The organism is Sediminihabitans luteus (assembly GCF_002797595.1).
GTDB classification, from domain to species: Bacteria; Actinomycetota; Actinomycetes; order Actinomycetales; family Cellulomonadaceae; genus Paraoerskovia; species Paraoerskovia lutea.
The window spans coordinates 17,647-34,544 of record NZ_PGFE01000003.1 but is presented as its reverse complement, the minus strand read 5'-3'; the positions used below and the strand labels follow the sequence as shown (position 1 = coordinate 34,544).

The window sequence follows — 16,898 nt, the reverse complement described above, 5'->3', positions numbered from 1 at the left end:
TCGGGTCAGCTCCGGTTCTTGTACAGCCGCATCGTGACGGGGGCCAGCACGGCCGTGAGCACGACCGCCGCGACGAGGACCCACGCGACGTCGTCCCAGCCGGCGGTGCCGGCCATGAGGCCGCGCTCGGCGGTCACGAGGTGCGTGACGGGGTTGACCTTGACGAACCCCTGCAGCACGCCCGGCATGGTCGCCGGGTCGACGAACACGTTCGAGGCGAACGTGAGCGGCATGAGCACGAGCATCGAGACGCCCATGACCGCGTTGGGGGAGCGCAGCACGAGACCGAGGATCGTGAAGACCCAGCTCAGGGCGAACGAGAACACGAGCAGCAGGACCACGCCGGCGAGCACGCCGACCACGCCGCCACCGGGACGGAAGCCCAGGACGAGGCCGAGCAGCAGGGTCACGACCGACGCGATGGTGTACCGCACGGTGTCGCCGAGCAGCGCGCCGACGATGGGCGCGGGGCGCCAGATCGGCAGCGAGCGGAACCGGTCGAACACGCCCTTCGTGATGTCCGTGTTCATGGTGTAGCCCGTGTAGACGGTCGTGAACAGCACGGACTGCACGAGGATGCCCGGCAGGAGGTATTGCAGGTACTCCTCGGTGCTGCCCGCGATCGCGCCGCCGAACAGGTACACGAACATGAGCGTGAAGATCACGGGCGTCACGGTCACGTCGAACAGCTGCTCGGGCACGTGCTTGATCTTGAGCAGCGCGCGCCACGCGAACGTGAGCGTCGCGGAGACCGGCGACGGGCGGGTCGGGCGCTCGTCGAGCGCGATCGCCTCGCGCAGGGCCGCGGCCTCGGGCGTCGCGAGGTTCTCGTCGTCGGTGCGGGTCCCGGTGCGCTCGGCCATCAGGCCACCTCGCTCTCGGTCGTGGGGGAGTCGTCCTGCGTCTCGTGGCCCGTCAGGGCGAGGAACACCTCGTCGAGGCTCGGCTGGCCGAGGGAGAACTCGGGCACGCTCACGCCGGCCTCGGCGAGCGCGGGCAGGAGGCGCGCGACGGCGTCACCGCCGTCCTCGGGCACGCGCGCGCTCAGCGCGGTCGGGTCGGGGGCGAGCACGACCGCGGTGCCGAGCACGCGCTCGACCACCTCGGCGGCCCGGGGGCGCTCGTCCGCCTCGGCGACGCGCACCTGCACGCTGCCCTCACCGACGGAGGCCTTGAGCTGCGTCGCGGTGCCCTCGGCGATGACCTTGCCGTGGTCGATCACGGCGATACGGTCGGCGAGCTGGTCGGCCTCCTCGAGGTACTGCGTGGTCAGCAGCACGGTCGCGCCGTCGTCCACGAGCACGCGGACGATGTCCCACACCTGGTTGCGGCTGCGCGGGTCGAGGCCGGTGGTCGGCTCGTCGAGGAACAGCACCTCGGGACTCATGACGAGGCTCGCGGCGAGGTCGATGCGCCGCCGCATGCCGCCCGAGTAGGTCTTGACCTGGCGTGCGGCGGCGTCGGCGAGGCCGAACGCACCCATGAGGTCGTTCGCCCGGCGGCGGGCGCCCGGCGCCGTGAAGCCGTACAGGCGCGCGAGCATCACGAGGTTCTCGAGGCCCGTGAGGTCCTCGTCGACGCTCGCGTACTGGCCGGTGAGCCCGACGACCGAGCGCACCGCGTCGGCGTCGCGCACGACGTCGTGGCCGAGCACGCTCGCGGTGCCCGCGTCGGGCCGCAGCAGGGTCGCGAGCATGCGTACCGCGGTCGTCTTGCCGGCGCCGTTGGGGCCGAGGACGCCGTAGACGGAGCCGCGGCGCACCGCGAGGTCGACGCCGTCCACGGCCCGCGTGACGGACTTTCCGGTGCGGAAGTGCTTGACGAGGCCGTGCGCCTCGACGGCGAGGTCGTCGCTCACGTGGTCTCCCTGGGGTCGATGAGTTCGATCGTCACCCGGGGTGGACCTCGCGCGCACCTGGAATTCATCGGTGCGCGCGAGGCGCGGTGCTCAGGAGGGCAGCGAACCCGTCGCCGCCTCGGCCGCCGCGAGCAGCACGCACGTCGCGACGCCGTCCATCGCGACCTCGACCTCGTCCAGCGGGGGCAGGGTCGGGGCGAGCCGGATGTTGCCGTCCACCGGGTCCTGGCCGTACGGGTAGGTCGAGCCCGCGGGCGTCAGCGCGATGCCCGCGTCCTTGGCGAGCGCGACGACGCGCGCCGCGGTGCCGGGGACCACGTCCAGGCTGACGAAGTACCCGCCCTTCGGCGTCGTCCACCGGGCCACGCCCGTGCCGCCGAGCCGCTCGGTCAGGATCTGCTCGACCGCGGCGAACTTCGGGGCGATCACGTCACGGTGCTTGCGCATGTGCGCGCGCACGCCCTCGGCGTCGCCGAAGAACTGCGCGTGCCGCAGGTGGTTGACCTTGTCCGGGCCGATCGACTGCGCCGCGAGGTGCTTCTTGTACCAGGCGAGGTTCGCGGGCGAGGCGGCGAGGAACGACACGCCCGCCCCCGGGAAGGTGATCTTCGAGGTCGACGCGTACATGAGCACCCGGTCGGCGTGGCCGGCCTCGGCGGCGAGGCCCAGCGCGTCGGCGCTGACGACCTCGTCGTCGGTCAGGTGGTGCACGGCGTACGCGTTGTCCCACAGGATCCGGAAGTCGGGCGCGGCGGTCGGCATCGACACGAGTCGGCGCGCGACCTCGGTCGTGACGACCGAGCCGTCCGGGTTGGCGTACGTGGGCACGACCCACATGCCCTTGATGCTCGGGTCGTCGGCAACGAGCGCGGCGGCCGCCTCGGCGTCGGGGCCGTCGGGCGTCATCGGGATCGGGACCATGCGGATCCCGAGCGCCTCGCACACCGCGAAGTGGCGGTCGTAGCCGGGCGACGGGCACAGGAACGTGACGGTCTCCTCACGCCCCCAGGGGCGCTCGCCGCCCGGCACGCCGAACAGCGTCGCGAACGCGAGCGTGTCGTGCATGAGCGTGAGCGACCCGTTGCCACCCGCGAGGAGCTGCTCGACGGGCACGTCCAGGAGCTCGGCGAAGATGCGGCGCAGCTCGACCAGGCCGTCGAGGCCGCCGTAGTTGCGCACGTCGACGCCGTTCTCGCTCGCGACCGTGCCGGGCGCGGGCAGCGCGAACAGCCCGTCGGAGAGGTCGAGCTGCTCGGCCGACGGCTTGCCGCGCGTCAGGTCGAGCGTGAGGTTCCGGGCCCGCAGGTCGGCGTAGGCCTCCTGCTGCTCGGCGAGGACGGTGGCGGCGGCGTCGGGGGAGAGCGCGAGGGTGGTCACGTTTCCCGATCCTACGACCCGCCCGTGCCCGGGCGCAGGGGATTCCGTACAACCTTCGTGACCGGACGTGGGAGGCCGGCGCCACACCTCCCTGGGCGGCTCGGGGCTCAGCCCGCGGCTCTGCGGGCGACGAGGTCCGTCAGCGCGTCGCGCAGGCGGTCGAGCCCGAGCTCGAGGTCGGCGCGCGACGTCGTCAGCGGCGGCGCGAGCCGGATCGTCGACCCGTGCGTGTCCTTGGCGAGCACGCCGCGCGCGAGCAGCGCCTCGCACAGCTCGCGCCCCGTCGCGACGTGCGGGTCGACGTCGACGCCCGCCCACAGGCCCACGCCGCGCACGCCCGTCAGGAGCGCGTCGTCGACGAGGGCGCGCAGGCCGGCGTGCAGCACGACGCCGAGCTCGGTCGCGGCCGCCTGCGGCTCACCCGTCGCGAGCAGGTCGACCACCGCGAGACCGACCGCGCACGCGAGCGGGTTGCCGCCGAACGTCGACCCGTGGGAGCCGGGCGTGAGCACCTCGAGCACGTCGCGCCGCCCGACCACGGCCGAGACGGGCACGATCCCGCCGCCGAGCGCCTTGCCGAGCGTGACGACGTCGGGCCGCACGCCCCACAGCTCGCACGCGAGCGTCGTGCCCGTGCGCCCGAGGCCCGACTGGATCTCGTCGGCGACCAGCAGGACGTCGCGCGCCGCCGTGATCGTGCGCAGCCGCGGCCAGAAGTCGTCGGGCGGCACGACGACCCCGGACTCGCCCTGGACGGGTTCCATGAGCACCGCGACGGTCGTGTCGTCGATCGCGGCCTCGACCGCGTCCGCGTCGCCGTACGGCACGAGCCGGAAGCCCGGCGTGTACGGACCGAACCCGGCGCGGGCGTCGTCGTCGTCCGAGAACGACACGATCGTCGTCGTGCGGCCGTGGAAGTTCCCCGTGCCCACGACGATCGTCGCGCGCCCCGGCGCGACGCCCTTGACGTCGTAGCCCCAGCGGCGGGCCACCTTGATCGCGGTCTCGACGGCCTCGGCGCCCGAGTTCATGGGCAGCACGAGAGGGTCGGACGCCGCGTGCCCGGGCGAGGGGGACAGGTGCGGTCCCACGAGGGCGGCCAGGCGCGCGGCGAACGGCTCGAGGAGGTCGTGGCCGAACGCGCGCGACGTGAGCGTGACCCGGTCGAGCTGCGCGTGCGCGGCGGCGACGAGCGCGGGATGCCGGTGGCCGAAGTTGAGCGCCGAGTAGCCGGCGAGCATGTCGAGGTGGCGGCGGCCGGTGACGTCGGTGGCCCACGACCCCTCGGCGCTCGCGATCGTCACGGGCAGGGGCGCGTAGTTGTGCGCGAGCGCGCTCGCCTGCGCGCCGCCGCGGGCCTCGTGCGTCATGACCGCAGCACGAGCGTGCAGCACTTGGCGCCGCCGCCGCCGAGGAGCAGCTCGGAGGTGTCGACCGGCACGGGCTCGTAGCCGCGGTCGCGCAGCGCGCCCGCGTAGTCGGTCGCGGCGGGGTTGATCACGACGTGCTCGCCGTCGCTCACGGAGTTCAGGCCCAGCACGACGGCGTCGGCCTCGGTCGCGCGCAGGGCGTCGGGGAACAGCGCCTCGAGGCGTGCGCGGGACTCGGGCGAGAAGGCCTCGGGGTAGTAGGCGACGTCGACCGGGGTCTGGTCGGGGCCGGCGCCGTCGTCGCCACGCAGGACCGTGAGCGCGGTGTCGAGGTGGTAGAAGCGCGGGTCGACGAGCTCGAGGCTCACGACCTCGCGGTGCCACAGGCTCGCGATCTCGGCGTGCGACGAGCGTTCGCTGCGGAACCCGTACCCGGCGAGGATCCGGTCGCCCGCGAGCAGGAGGTCGCCCTCGCCCTCGTTGATGTGCCGGGCCTCGCGCGTGGCGAAGTCGTGCTCGGCGAACCACGCGAGGTACGCCGGTCCCTCGGCCGCGCGCTCGGGGTGCTTGAAGAGCGCCGAGTAGGCGGTCCCGTCGACGACGGTCGCGCCGTTGGCCGCGTAGACCATGTCGGGCAGGCCGGTGAGCGGCTCGATCAGGACGACCTCGTGACCGAGGTCGCGGTGCACGTCGCGCAGCCGCTCCCACTGGCTGATCGCCCGGGCCGTGTCGACCGGCCGGGAGGTGTCCATCCACGGGTTGATCTGGTAGCTCACCGTGAAGTAGGTCGGGCGGCACATGAGGTAGCGGCGGGTCATGCCTCAGGCTACGGCGGCACACCGGCGGGTGCCCCCGGGGCGCACCGGGGAGGGCGGGGCACGCAGGGCCTTGCCGTCGTACGTTCTTCGATATATCTTTGATGCATCGACAGAAGGAGACGAGAACCATGACGAACCACGACCACACCCCGTTCCGCACCCCCCTGCACTCCCCGAGCGGACCCGGCCTCGACCAGGCCGGCCGTCGCCGCACCGCACCCTGGGGCGACGAGCGGACCGCCCACCACCACGACCCCCGCGGCACCGCCTGGTGGGCCGGGCTCGACGACGACCGGTCCGACCGCCGCGGCGGAGGCCGCGGTCGTCGAGGCGGGTTCCCCGGCCCCGACGGCGCGCCCGGCGGTCCCGGCCCGCGCCGGGGCGGCCCGCACGGACCCCGCGGACGCCGCGGCCCGCGCGGAGACGTCCGCGGCGCCGTCCTGCTCCTGCTCGCCGAGGGACCCAAGCACGGCTACCAGCTCATCCAGGACATCGCCGAGCGCAGCGGCGGCATCTGGCAGCCCAGCCCGGGCGCGGTCTACCCCGCGCTCAACCTCCTCGAGGACGAGGGCCTCGTGACCATCACGGCGGACGGCGGGCGCAAGCTCGCGAGCCTCACCGAGGCCGGGCGCACACACCTCGCCGCGCAGGCCGACGCGATCGGCGACCCGTTCCAGGCCGTCGCCGAGCAGGGCCCGCGCGGACGCGTCGAGATGCACCAGCGCATCGGCGCGGTCATGGGCGCGGTGCAGCAGGTCGCCCGCACGGGCACCGACGCGCAGGTCGAGCAGGCCCTCGCGCTCCTGGACCGCACGCGCCGCGAGCTCTACCTGATCCTCGCGGGGCCCGAGGCGCCCGAGGCAGCGGCTGCGGCTCCCGCAGCGCCCGGCCCCGACGCGCCGCGCGACTGAGCACGGACGGTCGGGGTCAGCCGCGCGAGGTCACCGGTGCGCCGTCAGCGCCCGGTCGAGCCGGCGCAGCGACGTGCGCACGAGCGCGCGCAGCACGAGCGAGACCGCCGGGTCCGTGACCCTGCGGGGTACGGGCCCGGCGAGGTAGGCGTCCTCCCACCACACGACGCGGCAGCGGTCGACCGCGAGCGGCACGACCTCGAACCCTGCCGTGCCGAGCAGCACCGGGCCGCGCTTGACGACGGCGGACCAGCCCGCGCCGTCCGCCCGCGACGAGCTGCCGGGGGCCTCGCCGCCCGTCGTCGTCATCCGGTCCACGAACCCGGGCGCCCCGCGCCGGGCGAACGGGCCCGACACCATCGTGAAGTCCGCGCCGTCGAGCGCGTCGAGGCGCGTCACCGGGATCCAGCGGGGGTGCGTGCGCGGGTCCGCGACCCACGCGTACGCGCGCGACGCGGGCACCCCGATCACCCGGGACACGGCCGTGCGGCTCACGAGCGGCCTCGGGGCAGCAGACGGCGCACGCCGCGGCGGGCCGTCGGGTCCGGGGCGTCCTCGGGCGGGTCGAGCGCGGTCAGGCGGGGCGTCGCGGTCGGGTCCGTGGACTCGACGACCTCGAGCACGCGCCCGAACGTCGAGGGCGGCGGCCCGAACGCGGCGCGGGACTGCGCGATCACGCCCGTGCCGAGCGACCGCCCGCCCGCGAGGCCGACCACCGCGCCGACGCCGAACGGGATGATCCGGCCGAACGCGAGCCCGCCCTGCTTGACGAGCTGGGTGCGCACGAACCTGTTCGACAGCGCCCGGTTGACCTGCTTGAGCGTGCCCGCGGGCATCGACGTGAGCAGGACCTTGCCCCACGCGACGCCCGAGCCGCCCGCCGCGCGCTCGACGTCGCGCGCGCCCTTCTCGCCCAGGACCGTGGTCAGCAGCAGCGCCCGGCGCCGCTCGACGTCGTCGACCGCGATCCCGTGCACGTCGGCCACGGCGAGCGCGAACGCCGCCGACGACGCGAAGAACGTCGCGACGTCGCCCGACGTGAGCGCGACCGCGGCGCCCGTGCCGACCGCCGGGACGGCCGCCGCCGCACCGACCGCACCGCCCGCGGCGGTCACGACCGTGAGGTACTCCTTCTCGAGCAGGGCGATCAGCCGGGCCGGGGACGCCTCCGGGTTGCGTCGCCGCAGCCCCTCGACGTGCGCGCGGATCGCGGCCGACGGGATCGTCACGGCCTTGTCGAGCGCGGCGTCGAGCAGGGGCGTGCGGCGCAGCGGCGGCAGCTCCTCCTGCGCGGGTCCGGGCGCCACGACCTGGTCGCGAGGCGTCTCGGGGCGGGGCTTCTTCGGCATGCGGACTCCTGTCGGTGCTACTCCTGCGGCTGGACCTCGCGGCCCGCGCCCTCGGGCTGGAACGTCAGCTCGACCGACGCGCCCGCATTGAGCGTGTTCCCCACGGTGCACGTCTTGTCGATCGCTCGCTCGGCGACCGTGAGCAGGCGCTCGCGCGCGGCGTCGTCGAGCGACGACAGGTCGACCTCGAAGCGCTCGCGCAGCACGGGGTAGCGGTCGTCGTCGAGGTCCTTGAGACCGTCGACCCGGATCGTCACGGCGTAGTCGTCGCCGAGGCGGCGCGCGAACGTCGCGTCGCTCGACATGCCGGCGCACGCCGCGAGCGCGAGCTTGAGCAGCTCGCCGGGCGTGAACGCGCCCTCGACGTCGGCCGGGCCGATCGAGACCTGCGCGCCGCGCGCGGAGAACCCCGTGTAGGTGCGCGTGCCGGTGCGCTCGACCCACAGCGGGTCGGACGGCGCCTGCGAGGAGGGCGCGATCTCGTCGTCGGCGGGCGTGGTCGTGGGCTGCGTCTGGTCGGTGCTCATACGCCCATCATCCCAGGCCGGGCGTCGGCCCGGGGGCCGCTCGGGCGTCCCGCCCGGTGCGCCTGCCCGGGATGCGCCGTGGCCCTGCGTCTAGACTCGCGGCCATGGTCTCGACGCCCGCTGTCCCTCCGCACCAGGCCACCGCAGTGCCGACTCCCTACGAGGACCTCCTGCGTGACGTGCTCGTCAACGGCACGCGCAAGGGCGACCGCACCGGGACGGGCACGCGGTCGGTGTTCGGGCGCCAGATGCGGTTCGACCTGTCGCAGGGGTTCCCGCTGATCACGACCAAGCGCGTGCACCTGCGCTCCGTGGTGGCCGAGCTGATCTGGTTCCTGCGCGGCGACTCGAACGTGCGCTGGCTCCAGGAGCAGGGCGTCTCGATCTGGGACGAGTGGGCCGACGAGAACGGCGACCTCGGCCCCGTCTACGGCGTGCAGTGGCGCTCATGGCCCACGCCCGACGGCGCCGGGATCGACCAGATCGCGAAGGTCGTCGAGCAGATCCGCACGAACCCGGACTCGCGCCGGCACGTCGTGACCGCGTGGAACCCGGCCGAGGTCGACGACATGGCGCTGCCGCCGTGCCACGCCCTCTTCCAGTTCTACGTCGCGGACGGCCGCCTGAGCTGCCAGCTCTACCAGCGCTCGGCCGACCTGTTCCTCGGCGTGCCGTTCAACATCGCGTCGTACGCGCTGCTGACGCACATGGTCGCCGCGCAGACCGGCCTCGAGGTCGGTGAGTTCGTGTGGACGGGCGGCGACGTGCACCTGTACCAGAACCACCTCGACCAGGCCCGCCTGCAGCTCGCGCGCGACCCGTACCCGTACCCCGAGCTGCGGCTCGCGCCGCGCGGGTCGATCTTCGACCACGAGGTGGCGGACGTCGAGGTGGTCGGCTACCAGCACCACCCGGGCATCAAGGCCCCGATCGCCGTCTGATGGGCGAGAGCGCGCACCGTCCCGTGGTCGGCATGGTCTGGGCCCAGGCGCGCGACGCCGCGGGCCGGCCCGTGATCGGCGTCGCGAACGGCATCCCGTGGCACGTGCCCGAGGACGCCGCCCACTTCCGTCGCATCACGACCGGGCACCCGGTCGTCATGGGCCGGCTCACGTGGGACTCGCTCCCACCCCGGTTCCGTCCGCTGCCCGGGCGGCGCAACGTCGTCGTGACGCGTCAGCACGGGTGGACGCCGGACGCCGGCGCGACGGGCCAGGGGGCGTCGCCCGACGGCGCGGTCGCCGTCGCGGGGTCGGTGCCCGCGGGCGTCGCCACCGCGTCGCACGCCCCCGACGGGACGCCGGTGCCCGAGGTCTGGGTCATGGGCGGCGAGCAGGTCTACCGTGCGGCGCTCGACGACGCCGACGTGTGCGAGGTGACCGAGATCGACCTCGAGGTCGAGGGCGACGCGTTCGCTCCTGACCTCGACCCTGCGCGCTGGGCGGTCGAGAGTGCGGGGGAGTGGCTCACGTCGACGGCCGGTCCGCGCTACCGGTTCGTGCGGTACCGGCGCCGTCCCAGCCCAGGCGCAGCCCACGGCTGACCGCGCGCCGCAGCGGTGCCGCGAGCGGCCGCTCGACGACGCGGTGCAGCACGTGCGCGACGGCGAGCGACGCGGCGACGGCCGTGACGACGACGAGCCACGCGGGCACACGTGCGTGCAGCAGGTCGATGACAGCGAACCCGAGCTGGGTGTGGACCAGGTACAGCGGGTAGGTGAGTGCGCCGGCCGCCGTCAGCCAGCGCCAGCGCAGGTCGCGCAGCGGCCCGGACGTGCACGCCCACACGAGCGCCGCGCCCACGAGCACGACGGCCGCCACGACGGCGGGGCTCACCGGGCGTCCCTGCGCGGCGTGCACCGCGTGGCGCAGGCAGAGCGAGAGCTCGAGCGCGACGAGCAGCCACGCGACGGTCAGTCCGCCGCGCCGCGCCGACTGCTCGCGCTGCAGCAGGTGCAGCGCGATCCCCAGGGCGAAGTACGGGGCGTACGGCGCGACGAGCACCTGCGCCAGGAGGTCGGCGCCCGCGGTCTCCGCGAGCTGACCCGTGAGGGGCCACAGCACCGCGAACGCGACGAGGCGACCGCGCGTGAGACCCCAGGCCACGAGCAGCGCGACCAGCAGGTAGAAGCGCAGCTCGGCCCACAGGGTCCAGAACGCCCCCTGGACGTCCTGCGCCCCGAACGCTCGCTGGACCATGGTCAGGTTGAGCAGCGTGTCGGACGCCGACGGCGTCCGTCCCCCGTGCCAGAACGCCTGGAGCACTGCGGTCAGGACCACCGCCGCCCAGTAGGCGGGGAAGAGGCGCGAGACGCGTGACGCGACGAAGTCCGGGACGTCGCGCCCGAGTGCCGACATCGTGATGACGAACCCGCTGACGACGAAGAAGACCTCGACCCCGAGGTAGCCGTAACGCGTGACCTCGTTGAGCGTCGGGAAGACCTGGTCACCGGGGGTGCCCCACGCCGTGCTCGGGTTCCCCGTGAAGTGGTAGGCGACCACGGCGGCCGCGGCGGCGAAGCGGAGGCCGTCGAGCGCTCGCAGGCGACCCGCCGGGCCCGTGGGCACGGCGCTCGCGGGCGGAGGGGAGGCGTGCTCGGCCCGCTGGTCGGTGGCCCGATGGTCGGTGGTCGGCAGGTCGGTGGTCGGCAGGGCGTCGGCTGCCGGGTCGGCGGTGGGCAGGTCGTCGGCAGGCGTCGTCCCCGGGTGGGTCGGCTCGGGCTCGGCCCGCAGGGTGGTCATCCGGGCAGGCTAGGCAGCGCACCCGAACCGGGGATGAACGCCCGGCGACGCCCGGGGGATGGGTGTGCGGCGGGCGGCTGGGCGCAGGGCTCCGCGGCCCGGTCCCCGCCGGACCGGGGGCGCGGGGCCGGCGCACGGCCGCCGACCCGGTAGGCTGTGCGCCGACCCGTCTCGGGTCCCGTGGGCCCCGGCCCGCGCGCCTGTAGCTCAGGGGATAGAGCACCGCTCTCCTAAAGCGGGTGTCGGCAGTTCGAATCTGCCCAGGCGCACGTCCGCTCGACACGCACCCTGACCACGTCGGTCCGGTCGGCGCCCCCGCCCGGGTGCGCTGCGTGGCGCGACGTCGTCCACTGATCACCAGGCCGGGCAGCCTCCGCTGCTGGGAGCGATGCCATCCTGAGCGCCACCTGTGCGTGTCGACATTAGTCCGACAGGTGTCCTGGACAGGTGTCCAGCCGTTGTTTCGCGCGAGATTCCGCCGTTTCACCCGGTGTCACGAATTCGCCGGCCCCACTATTTGACGGCGACGGTTGAAACCTGTCATAGTTCTGCATGACGGCACGTACCGCCTGCCCCCTGCGCGGTACGTGCCGTCTTTTCATGTCCGGACCCGGCCACGCGCCGTCCGACCCGCGCGAACGTCCGCCTCTGCGGCGTGCCTGTCCCGGAACCTCACCGCGGCACGGCTAGCGTGCGAGGGTGAACTCAGCCCGACCGATCCCAGGAGCCAGGACGCTGGCGGAGCTCGCACGAGCGGCAGGTCGCCCGGGCGAGGCGCAGGAGCCCGCGCCGCAGCGACCCACGCTCGTCCCCAACCCCACCGACGACGACCTCGTGCGCAGCGCCGTCGAGGCGTGGCGCGCAGCCCTCGTCGACCTGTCCGGCGGGTCGTCCCTCGCCGACGTCGACCTGCTGGGCGACGCCGTCGTCGACCTCACCGGCGCCCACCCCTCGGGCGTGGCCCAGCTCTTCGCGGGCCGGCCGACGCGGTTGTCCAACATCTTCCGCGAGGTCGGCGGCGCGCTGCCGTCGGCCCGACGGCGTGCCCGCGCGGTCGCCGCACGGTCGCAGGAGTTCGGCCAGCGCTACGGCGTCCCCGCGACGTACCTCGCGATCGGCGTCGCGACCTGGGAGTCGGTCGACACCCTCGTCGAGGACGACGACGTCGTGGCCCTGGCCCGGGTCACGCGGGGAGCGGGCCGCCGCACGAGCGACGGCGGCGCGATCGTCACGCTCGAGCACCAGGGCGACGCGTCGGTCGATGCCGACGACCCGGGGCACGAGGTCGCGACGCGGGTGGCGCCGCCCACGGACGCCCCGGACGCACCGGACGTCGCCACGGACGCGCCCGCCGAGGACGCCGGGACCGCCGTCGGCCCCCGGACCGTGCGCGCCCCCGTGCTGCTGCGGCCCATCACCGTCACGCCGCTCGGCGACGGCGAGACGGACTACGAGCTCGTGCTCGAGCCCACCGTCGAGATCAACCCGCTGCTCGCCCGCACGTTGCGCGCCCACGGCGCGCTGCTCGACCCGGTCGCGCTCGCGCGCAGCACGTTCACGGCCTACGGGTTCGAGCCCGAGGACGCACTGGGGCGGCTCGCCGACCTCGGCGACGCCGTCCTCGAAGGCTTCGAGCTCGGGCGCAGGCTCCTCGTCGGGGCGTTCGTGCACCCCGGGCAGGCGCTCGTCGAGGACCTCGACGAGCTCGCGGTCTCGCTCGGGCGGCACGAGGTCGTCGCGGCGGTCGCGGGATCGGCCGAGGCCACGCGCAGCACGCTCCAGCCGGTGCGGGCCGCGGCGACCGGCGACGTCGACCCCACGGCCGAGCGCGGTGCGGGCGACCTCGACCAGTCGCAGCGGCACGTGCTCGACGCGCTCGCGGCGGGCGGGCACCTGTTCGTCGACGCCCCCGCCGGCTCGGACGTCGCCGGTACCGTCGCGGCCGTCGTCGCCGAGGCCGCGGCCAGCGGCCGCAGCGTCCTCTACGTGCCGGGCCACCGGCGCTCGGCCGACGCGCTGCTCGCACGACTGCGCACCCTCGGGCTCGACGACCTCGTGCTCGACGTGCCCGCGACGCCCACGTGGCGCACCGACGTCGCCAACCGGCTGCTCGCCGCGATGGCGAGCGCGCCCGAGCAGGGGCGCACGCCCGAGGCCGAGCAGGACCTCGACGCGCTCCTCGGCGCGCGCAGCCGACTCACCGCGTACATCGACGCGCTGCACCTGCGCCGCGAGCCCTGGGGCGTGAGCGCCTACGACGCGCTGCAGGCCCTCGCGCGGCTCACGTCCGAGCGCGACGCCCCCGCGACGCAGGTGCGCCTCGAACCCGCCGTCGTCCACTCGATCTCGGGCGAGCGGCGGGCCGAGCTCGCCGGGCGGCTCGAACGCGCCGCCGAGCTCGGCGCCTTCGACGACGCCGCCCGCACCACCCCCTGGGCGGGCGCCGACCTCACGACCGAGGTCGCCGCCGGCAACGCGCTCCTGCGGGTCACGCGGCTCGTCGACCAGACCCTGCCGCAGCTGCGCGCCCAGGTCGCGGAGGTCTCCCGCACGACCGGCCTCGACACCGCCCCGACCGTGCGCACCTGGAGCACCCAGCTCACGATGCTCGCCGGCATGCGCGGAACGCTCGACGTGTTCCTGCCCGAGGTGTTCGAGCGGGCCGCGGACGACCTCGTCAACGCGACCGCGACCCGCCAGTGGCGCGCCGACCACGGCGTCGAGCTCAGCTGGGCCCAGCGTCGACGCCTGCGCAAGCAGGCCAAGGACATGCTGCGCCCCGGCGTGCGCGTGCCCGACCTGCACGCCGCGCTCGTGCAGGTCGCCGAGCAGCGCACCGTCTGGCGCCGGCACTGCCCGCGCGGCGGGTGGCCCGTGCTGCCGACCGGGCTCGCGAGCATCGAGGACACCGCCGAGGCCGTGCGGATCGACCTCGAGGACCTCGCGCCCGTGCTCGCCGGGACCGCAGGCTTCGCGACCGACCCCCTGGACCTGCCGCTCGAGGAGCTCGGCGAGCGCCTCGCCGCGCTGGCCGCCGACGAGGCCGCGCTGACGACGCTGCCGCACCGGACCGCGACCCTGCGCTCGCTGCACGACGCCGGGCTCGGAGCTCTCGTCGACGACCTCGGTGCGCGTCGGGTCGGCAAGGACATGGTCGGGGTCGAGCTCGAGCTCGCCTGGTGGAGCTCGGTGTTCGAGCAGATCCTCGGCCAGGACCGCGCGCTCGCGGGCCAGGACAGCACCGGACTCGACGCGCTCGCCGGCCGCTTCCGCGAGCTCGACCGCCGGCACGTCGAGGCCCTCGCCGGTCCTGTGCGCGCCGCGGTGCGCTCGCACCTCGGGGAGGCGATGCGCGAGCACCGCGAGGAGGCCGAGCAGCTCTTCACCGAGCTCATCGAGGGCCGCCTCGTGAGCGTGCGCGAGACCGTCGAGCGGTACCCGCGGGTCGTGCGGCGACTGCGTCCCGTGACCGTCTCGACGCCCACGCTCGTGCCGCACCTCGCGCCGACGACCCGCACGGTCGACCTGCTCGTGCTCGACGCGCCGCAGCACACGCCCGTCGAGCAACTGATCCCCGCGCTCGCGCGCGCCCGCCAGGTCGTCGTGGTCGCCGACCCGCGCACCGCCTCGGGCAGCGCCGTCGCCGAGCTCTCGGACGTGCTGCCCACCGTGCGGCTCGACCCCGCGCCGTCGCGCCGCGACCTCGGTCTCACGCGGTTCCTGATCCAGCACGGCTACGAGGGCGTCATGGCCCCCGCCCCCGTGCCCCGCCCCGACGCGCTGCTGCACCGCGACCTCGTGGACGGGCGCGGCATGCCCGACCCCCGCACGGGCACGGTCGAGAGCACGCAGGCCGAGGTCGACCGGGTCGTCGAGGTCACGATCGAGCACGCTCTGACGCGCCCGGACGAGTCCTACGCGATCGTGGCCGGCACCGCCGCGCACGCCGAGCGGATCCGTGAGGCGTTGCTCGGCGAGGTGCGGCGCAACCCCGCCCTCGCCCCGTTCTTCGCGGGCTCGCGGCCCGAGCCCGTCGTCGTGGCCGAGCTGCCCGACACCGCGGGGCTCGAGCGCGACACCGTCGTGCTCTCCCTCGGTCTCGGCCGCACCCCGCACGGCCGCGTGCTGCACCGGTTCGGCGTGGTGAGCGAGGCCGGGGGCGACGCCGTGCTGCTCGCGGCCCTCACCGCCGCGCGTCGTCGGCTGCGCCTCGTGACGTGCTTCGAGGGGAGCGACCTCGACCCCGAGCGGCTCCGCGGCAAGGGGCCGCAGCTGCTGCGCGAGGTGCTCGACCTCGCCGCCGCGCGCGACGGGCTCGCCGACCAGCTCGAGATCGGCAACGGCGTCGACACCGCCGTGGGGCCGGACCGGCTCGTGGTCGACCTCGCCGAGCGCCTGTGGCGCGCCGGCCTCGTGGTCGAGACCGACTACGGGGTCGACGACGGTCAGCGCGTCCCGCTCGTGGTCGGGCACCCCGACGTGCCGGGCGAGCTGCTCGTCGCGGTGCTCACCGACGACGCCGCGTACGTCGCGGAGCCGAGCGTCCGGGTCCGCGACCGCCAGGTCGCCGAGCGGCTCGAACGCCTCGGGTGGAGCGTCGTGCAGGTGTGGTCCGCGGCGGCGTTCCTCGACCCGGTCAAGGAGGCCGAGCGCGTGCGCCGTGCCGTCGAGGCCGCACGCGACGCCCGCGTGCCCGGGCGTCGCGGCATGCCGACGACCCCGGCGGCGGCCGACGTGCCCGCGGTGATCGACGACACCGCGGTCGACGACACGGCGGTCGACGAGGCCTCGGTCGATCCGCGCCCTGCCGACGCGCCGCTGGTCGACAGCACTCCGGTCGGCACTGCTCCGGTCGATGGTTTCGAGGCCGACGGCGAAGTGGTCGAGAACGCCGTGGTCGACGCCCACCCGGCCGAGGACGCCGTGGTCGGAGGAGCGACGGACGAGGCCCCCGCGGCCGACGGCGTGACCGTCGAGGCGTCCGGCGTCGAGGCGTCCGGCGTCGAGGCGTCCGGCGTCGAGCGTCCGGCCGACGGGACGGACGTCGAGGTCCAGGCGTGACGGCCGGGAGCCAGGGCGGGGTCGACGATCGGGGGTCGTCGAGCAGTCCAGGAGATAGCGGTCCGGGAGATCCCGGCACGGGCGCTCCGCGCCGTCGGCGCCGCCGGGTCGTGCGTCCGGGGACCGAGCAGGCGCCCGTTCCCGGGGCGAGCGACGACGAGACGGACGACCTGCGGCCGGACGACGCGAACGACGAGCGACTGCGTCGGGACGTCCCGCCGCACTGGTGAGCCGGCACTCGTGACTCACGCACCGGATAGTGACTCAACGCACCGGCGCCGGTGCATCGGCGCGTCAGTGCGGCGTCGAGCCGGTTCGACGGGCCCTCAGCGCTGCGTCGAGCGGGTGCCACGGACTGTCAGCGCAGCGGCGAGCAGCTCCGACGGTGGCGTGGTGCCGGCGAGTCAGTGTCGGGGCGTGACCGGCAGCTCGCTGCCGCCGCTGAGTCCTCCGGCGGCGAGCAGGTCGCGGATCTCGTGCAGGGCGACGACCTCGTCCGAGAGCGCGGACTCCTTCTCGGTGTCGCCCTCGACCTCGGCCTTGCGGCGCGCCCGGCGTTCGGCGAGCGCGTTCATGGGCAGCACGATCGCGAAGTAGATCGCGGCGGCGACGAGCAGGAACTGCAGCAGCGCGTTGAGCACCAGCCCGAACGAGATGACCGCCGGGTCCGAGCCGTCCTCGAACGTGCGGATCGTGACGTTCCAGACGCCGCTGAGGTCGGTCTCGCCGAAGATCGCGGCGATGAGCGGGTTGAGCACCCCCGTGACGATCGACGTCACGACCTCGCTGAACGCCGCACCGATGACGACGCCGACGGCGAGGTCGACGGCGTTGCCGCGGACGATGAACTCCCGGAAGCCCCTGAAGACGCGATTCATGCCAGTGA

The 16,898-nt window shown here is 74.8% G+C and carries 14 protein-coding genes and 1 tRNA gene; 5 read left to right on the top strand and 10 right to left on the bottom strand.

Annotation, left to right across the window (positions count from 1 at the left end; genetic code table 11):
• Window positions 1–5 precede the first annotated feature (5 nt).
• The 5 genes from CLV28_RS09820 to ddaH form a co-directional block, all read right to left on the bottom strand.
• Entirely contained in the window at window positions 6–863 is an 858-nt protein-coding gene (locus tag CLV28_RS09820; protein WP_100423165.1) for an ABC transporter permease, read from the bottom strand.
• Entirely contained in the window at window positions 863–1,858 is a 996-nt protein-coding gene (locus tag CLV28_RS09815; protein ID WP_100423164.1) for an ATP-binding cassette domain-containing protein, read from the bottom strand. Before CLV28_RS09815 ends, CLV28_RS09820 begins: the two co-directional genes overlap by 1 nt.
• Before the next feature lie 90 nt (window positions 1,859–1,948).
• Window positions 1,949–3,235 (bottom strand): aspartate aminotransferase type Ic, encoded by a 1,287-nt coding sequence (locus tag CLV28_RS09810; RefSeq protein WP_100423163.1) that lies wholly within the window; start codon window positions 3,233–3,235, stop codon window positions 1,949–1,951.
• 107 nt (window positions 3,236–3,342) lie between these two features.
• On the bottom strand, window positions 3,343–4,605 hold the full coding sequence (rocD, locus tag CLV28_RS09805; RefSeq protein WP_100423444.1) for an ornithine--oxo-acid transaminase: 1,263 nt from the start codon (window positions 4,603–4,605) through the stop codon (window positions 3,343–3,345).
• The gene (gene ddaH / locus CLV28_RS09800; RefSeq protein ID WP_100423162.1) at window positions 4,602–5,423 is read right to left on the bottom strand and encodes a dimethylargininase; all 822 of its coding nucleotides are present in this window, start codon (window positions 5,421–5,423) and stop codon (window positions 4,602–4,604) included. Before ddaH ends, rocD begins: the two co-directional genes overlap by 4 nt.
• Before the next feature lie 128 nt (window positions 5,424–5,551).
• Between ddaH and CLV28_RS09795 the strand changes: the two genes are divergently transcribed.
• Complete coding sequence (locus CLV28_RS09795; protein ID WP_100423161.1) at window positions 5,552–6,334, top strand: PadR family transcriptional regulator; 783 nt, start codon at window positions 5,552–5,554, stop codon at window positions 6,332–6,334.
• A gap of 30 nt (window positions 6,335–6,364) precedes the next feature.
• Here CLV28_RS09795 and CLV28_RS09790 read toward each other — a convergent pair whose 3' ends face one another.
• From CLV28_RS09790 to CLV28_RS09780, 3 genes are read right to left on the bottom strand one after another with little or no spacing between them, the layout of a single operon-like run.
• On the bottom strand, window positions 6,365–6,829 hold the full coding sequence (locus tag CLV28_RS09790) for an SRPBCC family protein (RefSeq protein WP_100423160.1): 465 nt from the start codon (window positions 6,827–6,829) through the stop codon (window positions 6,365–6,367).
• Window positions 6,826–7,683: a hypothetical protein gene (locus CLV28_RS09785; protein WP_239073381.1), complete on the bottom strand. Its 858-nt coding sequence runs from the start codon at window positions 7,681–7,683 to the stop codon at window positions 6,826–6,828. The genes CLV28_RS09790 and CLV28_RS09785 overlap by 4 nt, the downstream gene beginning before the upstream one ends.
• Window positions 7,684–7,700: 17 nt before the next feature.
• Window positions 7,701–8,210, bottom strand: coding sequence for an OsmC family protein (locus CLV28_RS09780; protein WP_100423159.1), 510 nt, complete (start codon window positions 8,208–8,210; stop codon window positions 7,701–7,703).
• A 104-nt stretch (window positions 8,211–8,314) separates the two neighbouring features.
• On the opposite strand from CLV28_RS09780, the gene CLV28_RS09775 reads away from it, so the two are divergent.
• The gene (locus CLV28_RS09775; protein ID WP_100423158.1) at window positions 8,315–9,151 is read left to right on the top strand and encodes a thymidylate synthase; all 837 of its coding nucleotides are present in this window, start codon (window positions 8,315–8,317) and stop codon (window positions 9,149–9,151) included.
• A complete protein-coding gene (locus tag CLV28_RS09770; protein WP_100423157.1) occupies window positions 9,151–9,753 on the top strand; it encodes a dihydrofolate reductase in 603 nt (200 codons plus the stop codon). The genes CLV28_RS09775 and CLV28_RS09770 overlap by 1 nt, the downstream gene beginning before the upstream one ends.
• Here the strand turns inward: CLV28_RS09770 and CLV28_RS09765 are convergent.
• A complete protein-coding gene (locus tag CLV28_RS09765) occupies window positions 9,677–10,951 on the bottom strand; it encodes an acyltransferase family protein (protein WP_100423156.1) in 1,275 nt (424 codons plus the stop codon). The genes CLV28_RS09770 and CLV28_RS09765 overlap by 77 nt on opposite strands.
• Before the next feature lie 196 nt (window positions 10,952–11,147).
• Between CLV28_RS09765 and CLV28_RS09760 the strand changes: the two genes are divergently transcribed.
• Window positions 11,148–11,220 (top strand) — tRNA-Arg (locus CLV28_RS09760).
• 430 nt (window positions 11,221–11,650) lie between these two features.
• A complete protein-coding gene (locus tag CLV28_RS09755; RefSeq protein WP_157802588.1) occupies window positions 11,651–16,012 on the top strand; it encodes a hypothetical protein in 4,362 nt (1,453 codons plus the stop codon).
• Window positions 16,013–16,416: 404 nt separating this feature from the next.
• Here CLV28_RS09755 and mscL read toward each other — a convergent pair whose 3' ends face one another.
• Window positions 16,417–16,890 (bottom strand): large conductance mechanosensitive channel protein MscL, encoded by a 474-nt coding sequence (gene mscL, locus CLV28_RS09750; protein ID WP_100423154.1) that lies wholly within the window; start codon window positions 16,888–16,890, stop codon window positions 16,417–16,419.
• Window positions 16,891–16,898: the final 8 nt, after the last annotated feature.

Coding starts and splice junctions, on each gene's coding strand:
- CLV28_RS09820 (WP_100423165.1), bottom strand. CDS start 863: ATGGCCGAGCGCACCGGGACCCGCACCGACGACGAGAACCTCGCGACG.
- rocD (WP_100423444.1), bottom strand. CDS start 4,605: ATGACGCACGAGGCCCGCGGCGGCGCGCAGGCGAGCGCGCTCGCGCAC.
- ddaH (WP_100423162.1), bottom strand. CDS start 5,423: ATGACCCGCCGCTACCTCATGTGCCGCCCGACCTACTTCACGGTGAGC.
- CLV28_RS09795 (WP_100423161.1), top strand. CDS start 5,552: ATGACGAACCACGACCACACCCCGTTCCGCACCCCCCTGCACTCCCCG.
- CLV28_RS09785 (WP_239073381.1), bottom strand. CDS start 7,683: ATGCCGAAGAAGCCCCGCCCCGAGACGCCTCGCGACCAGGTCGTGGCG.
- CLV28_RS09780 (WP_100423159.1), bottom strand. CDS start 8,210: ATGAGCACCGACCAGACGCAGCCCACGACCACGCCCGCCGACGACGAG.
- CLV28_RS09775 (WP_100423158.1), top strand. CDS start 8,315: ATGGTCTCGACGCCCGCTGTCCCTCCGCACCAGGCCACCGCAGTGCCG.
- CLV28_RS09770 (WP_100423157.1), top strand. CDS start 9,151: ATGGGCGAGAGCGCGCACCGTCCCGTGGTCGGCATGGTCTGGGCCCAG.
- CLV28_RS09765 (WP_100423156.1), bottom strand. CDS start 10,951: ATGACCACCCTGCGGGCCGAGCCCGAGCCGACCCACCCGGGGACGACG.
- mscL (WP_100423154.1), bottom strand. CDS start 16,890: ATGAATCGCGTCTTCAGGGGCTTCCGGGAGTTCATCGTCCGCGGCAAC.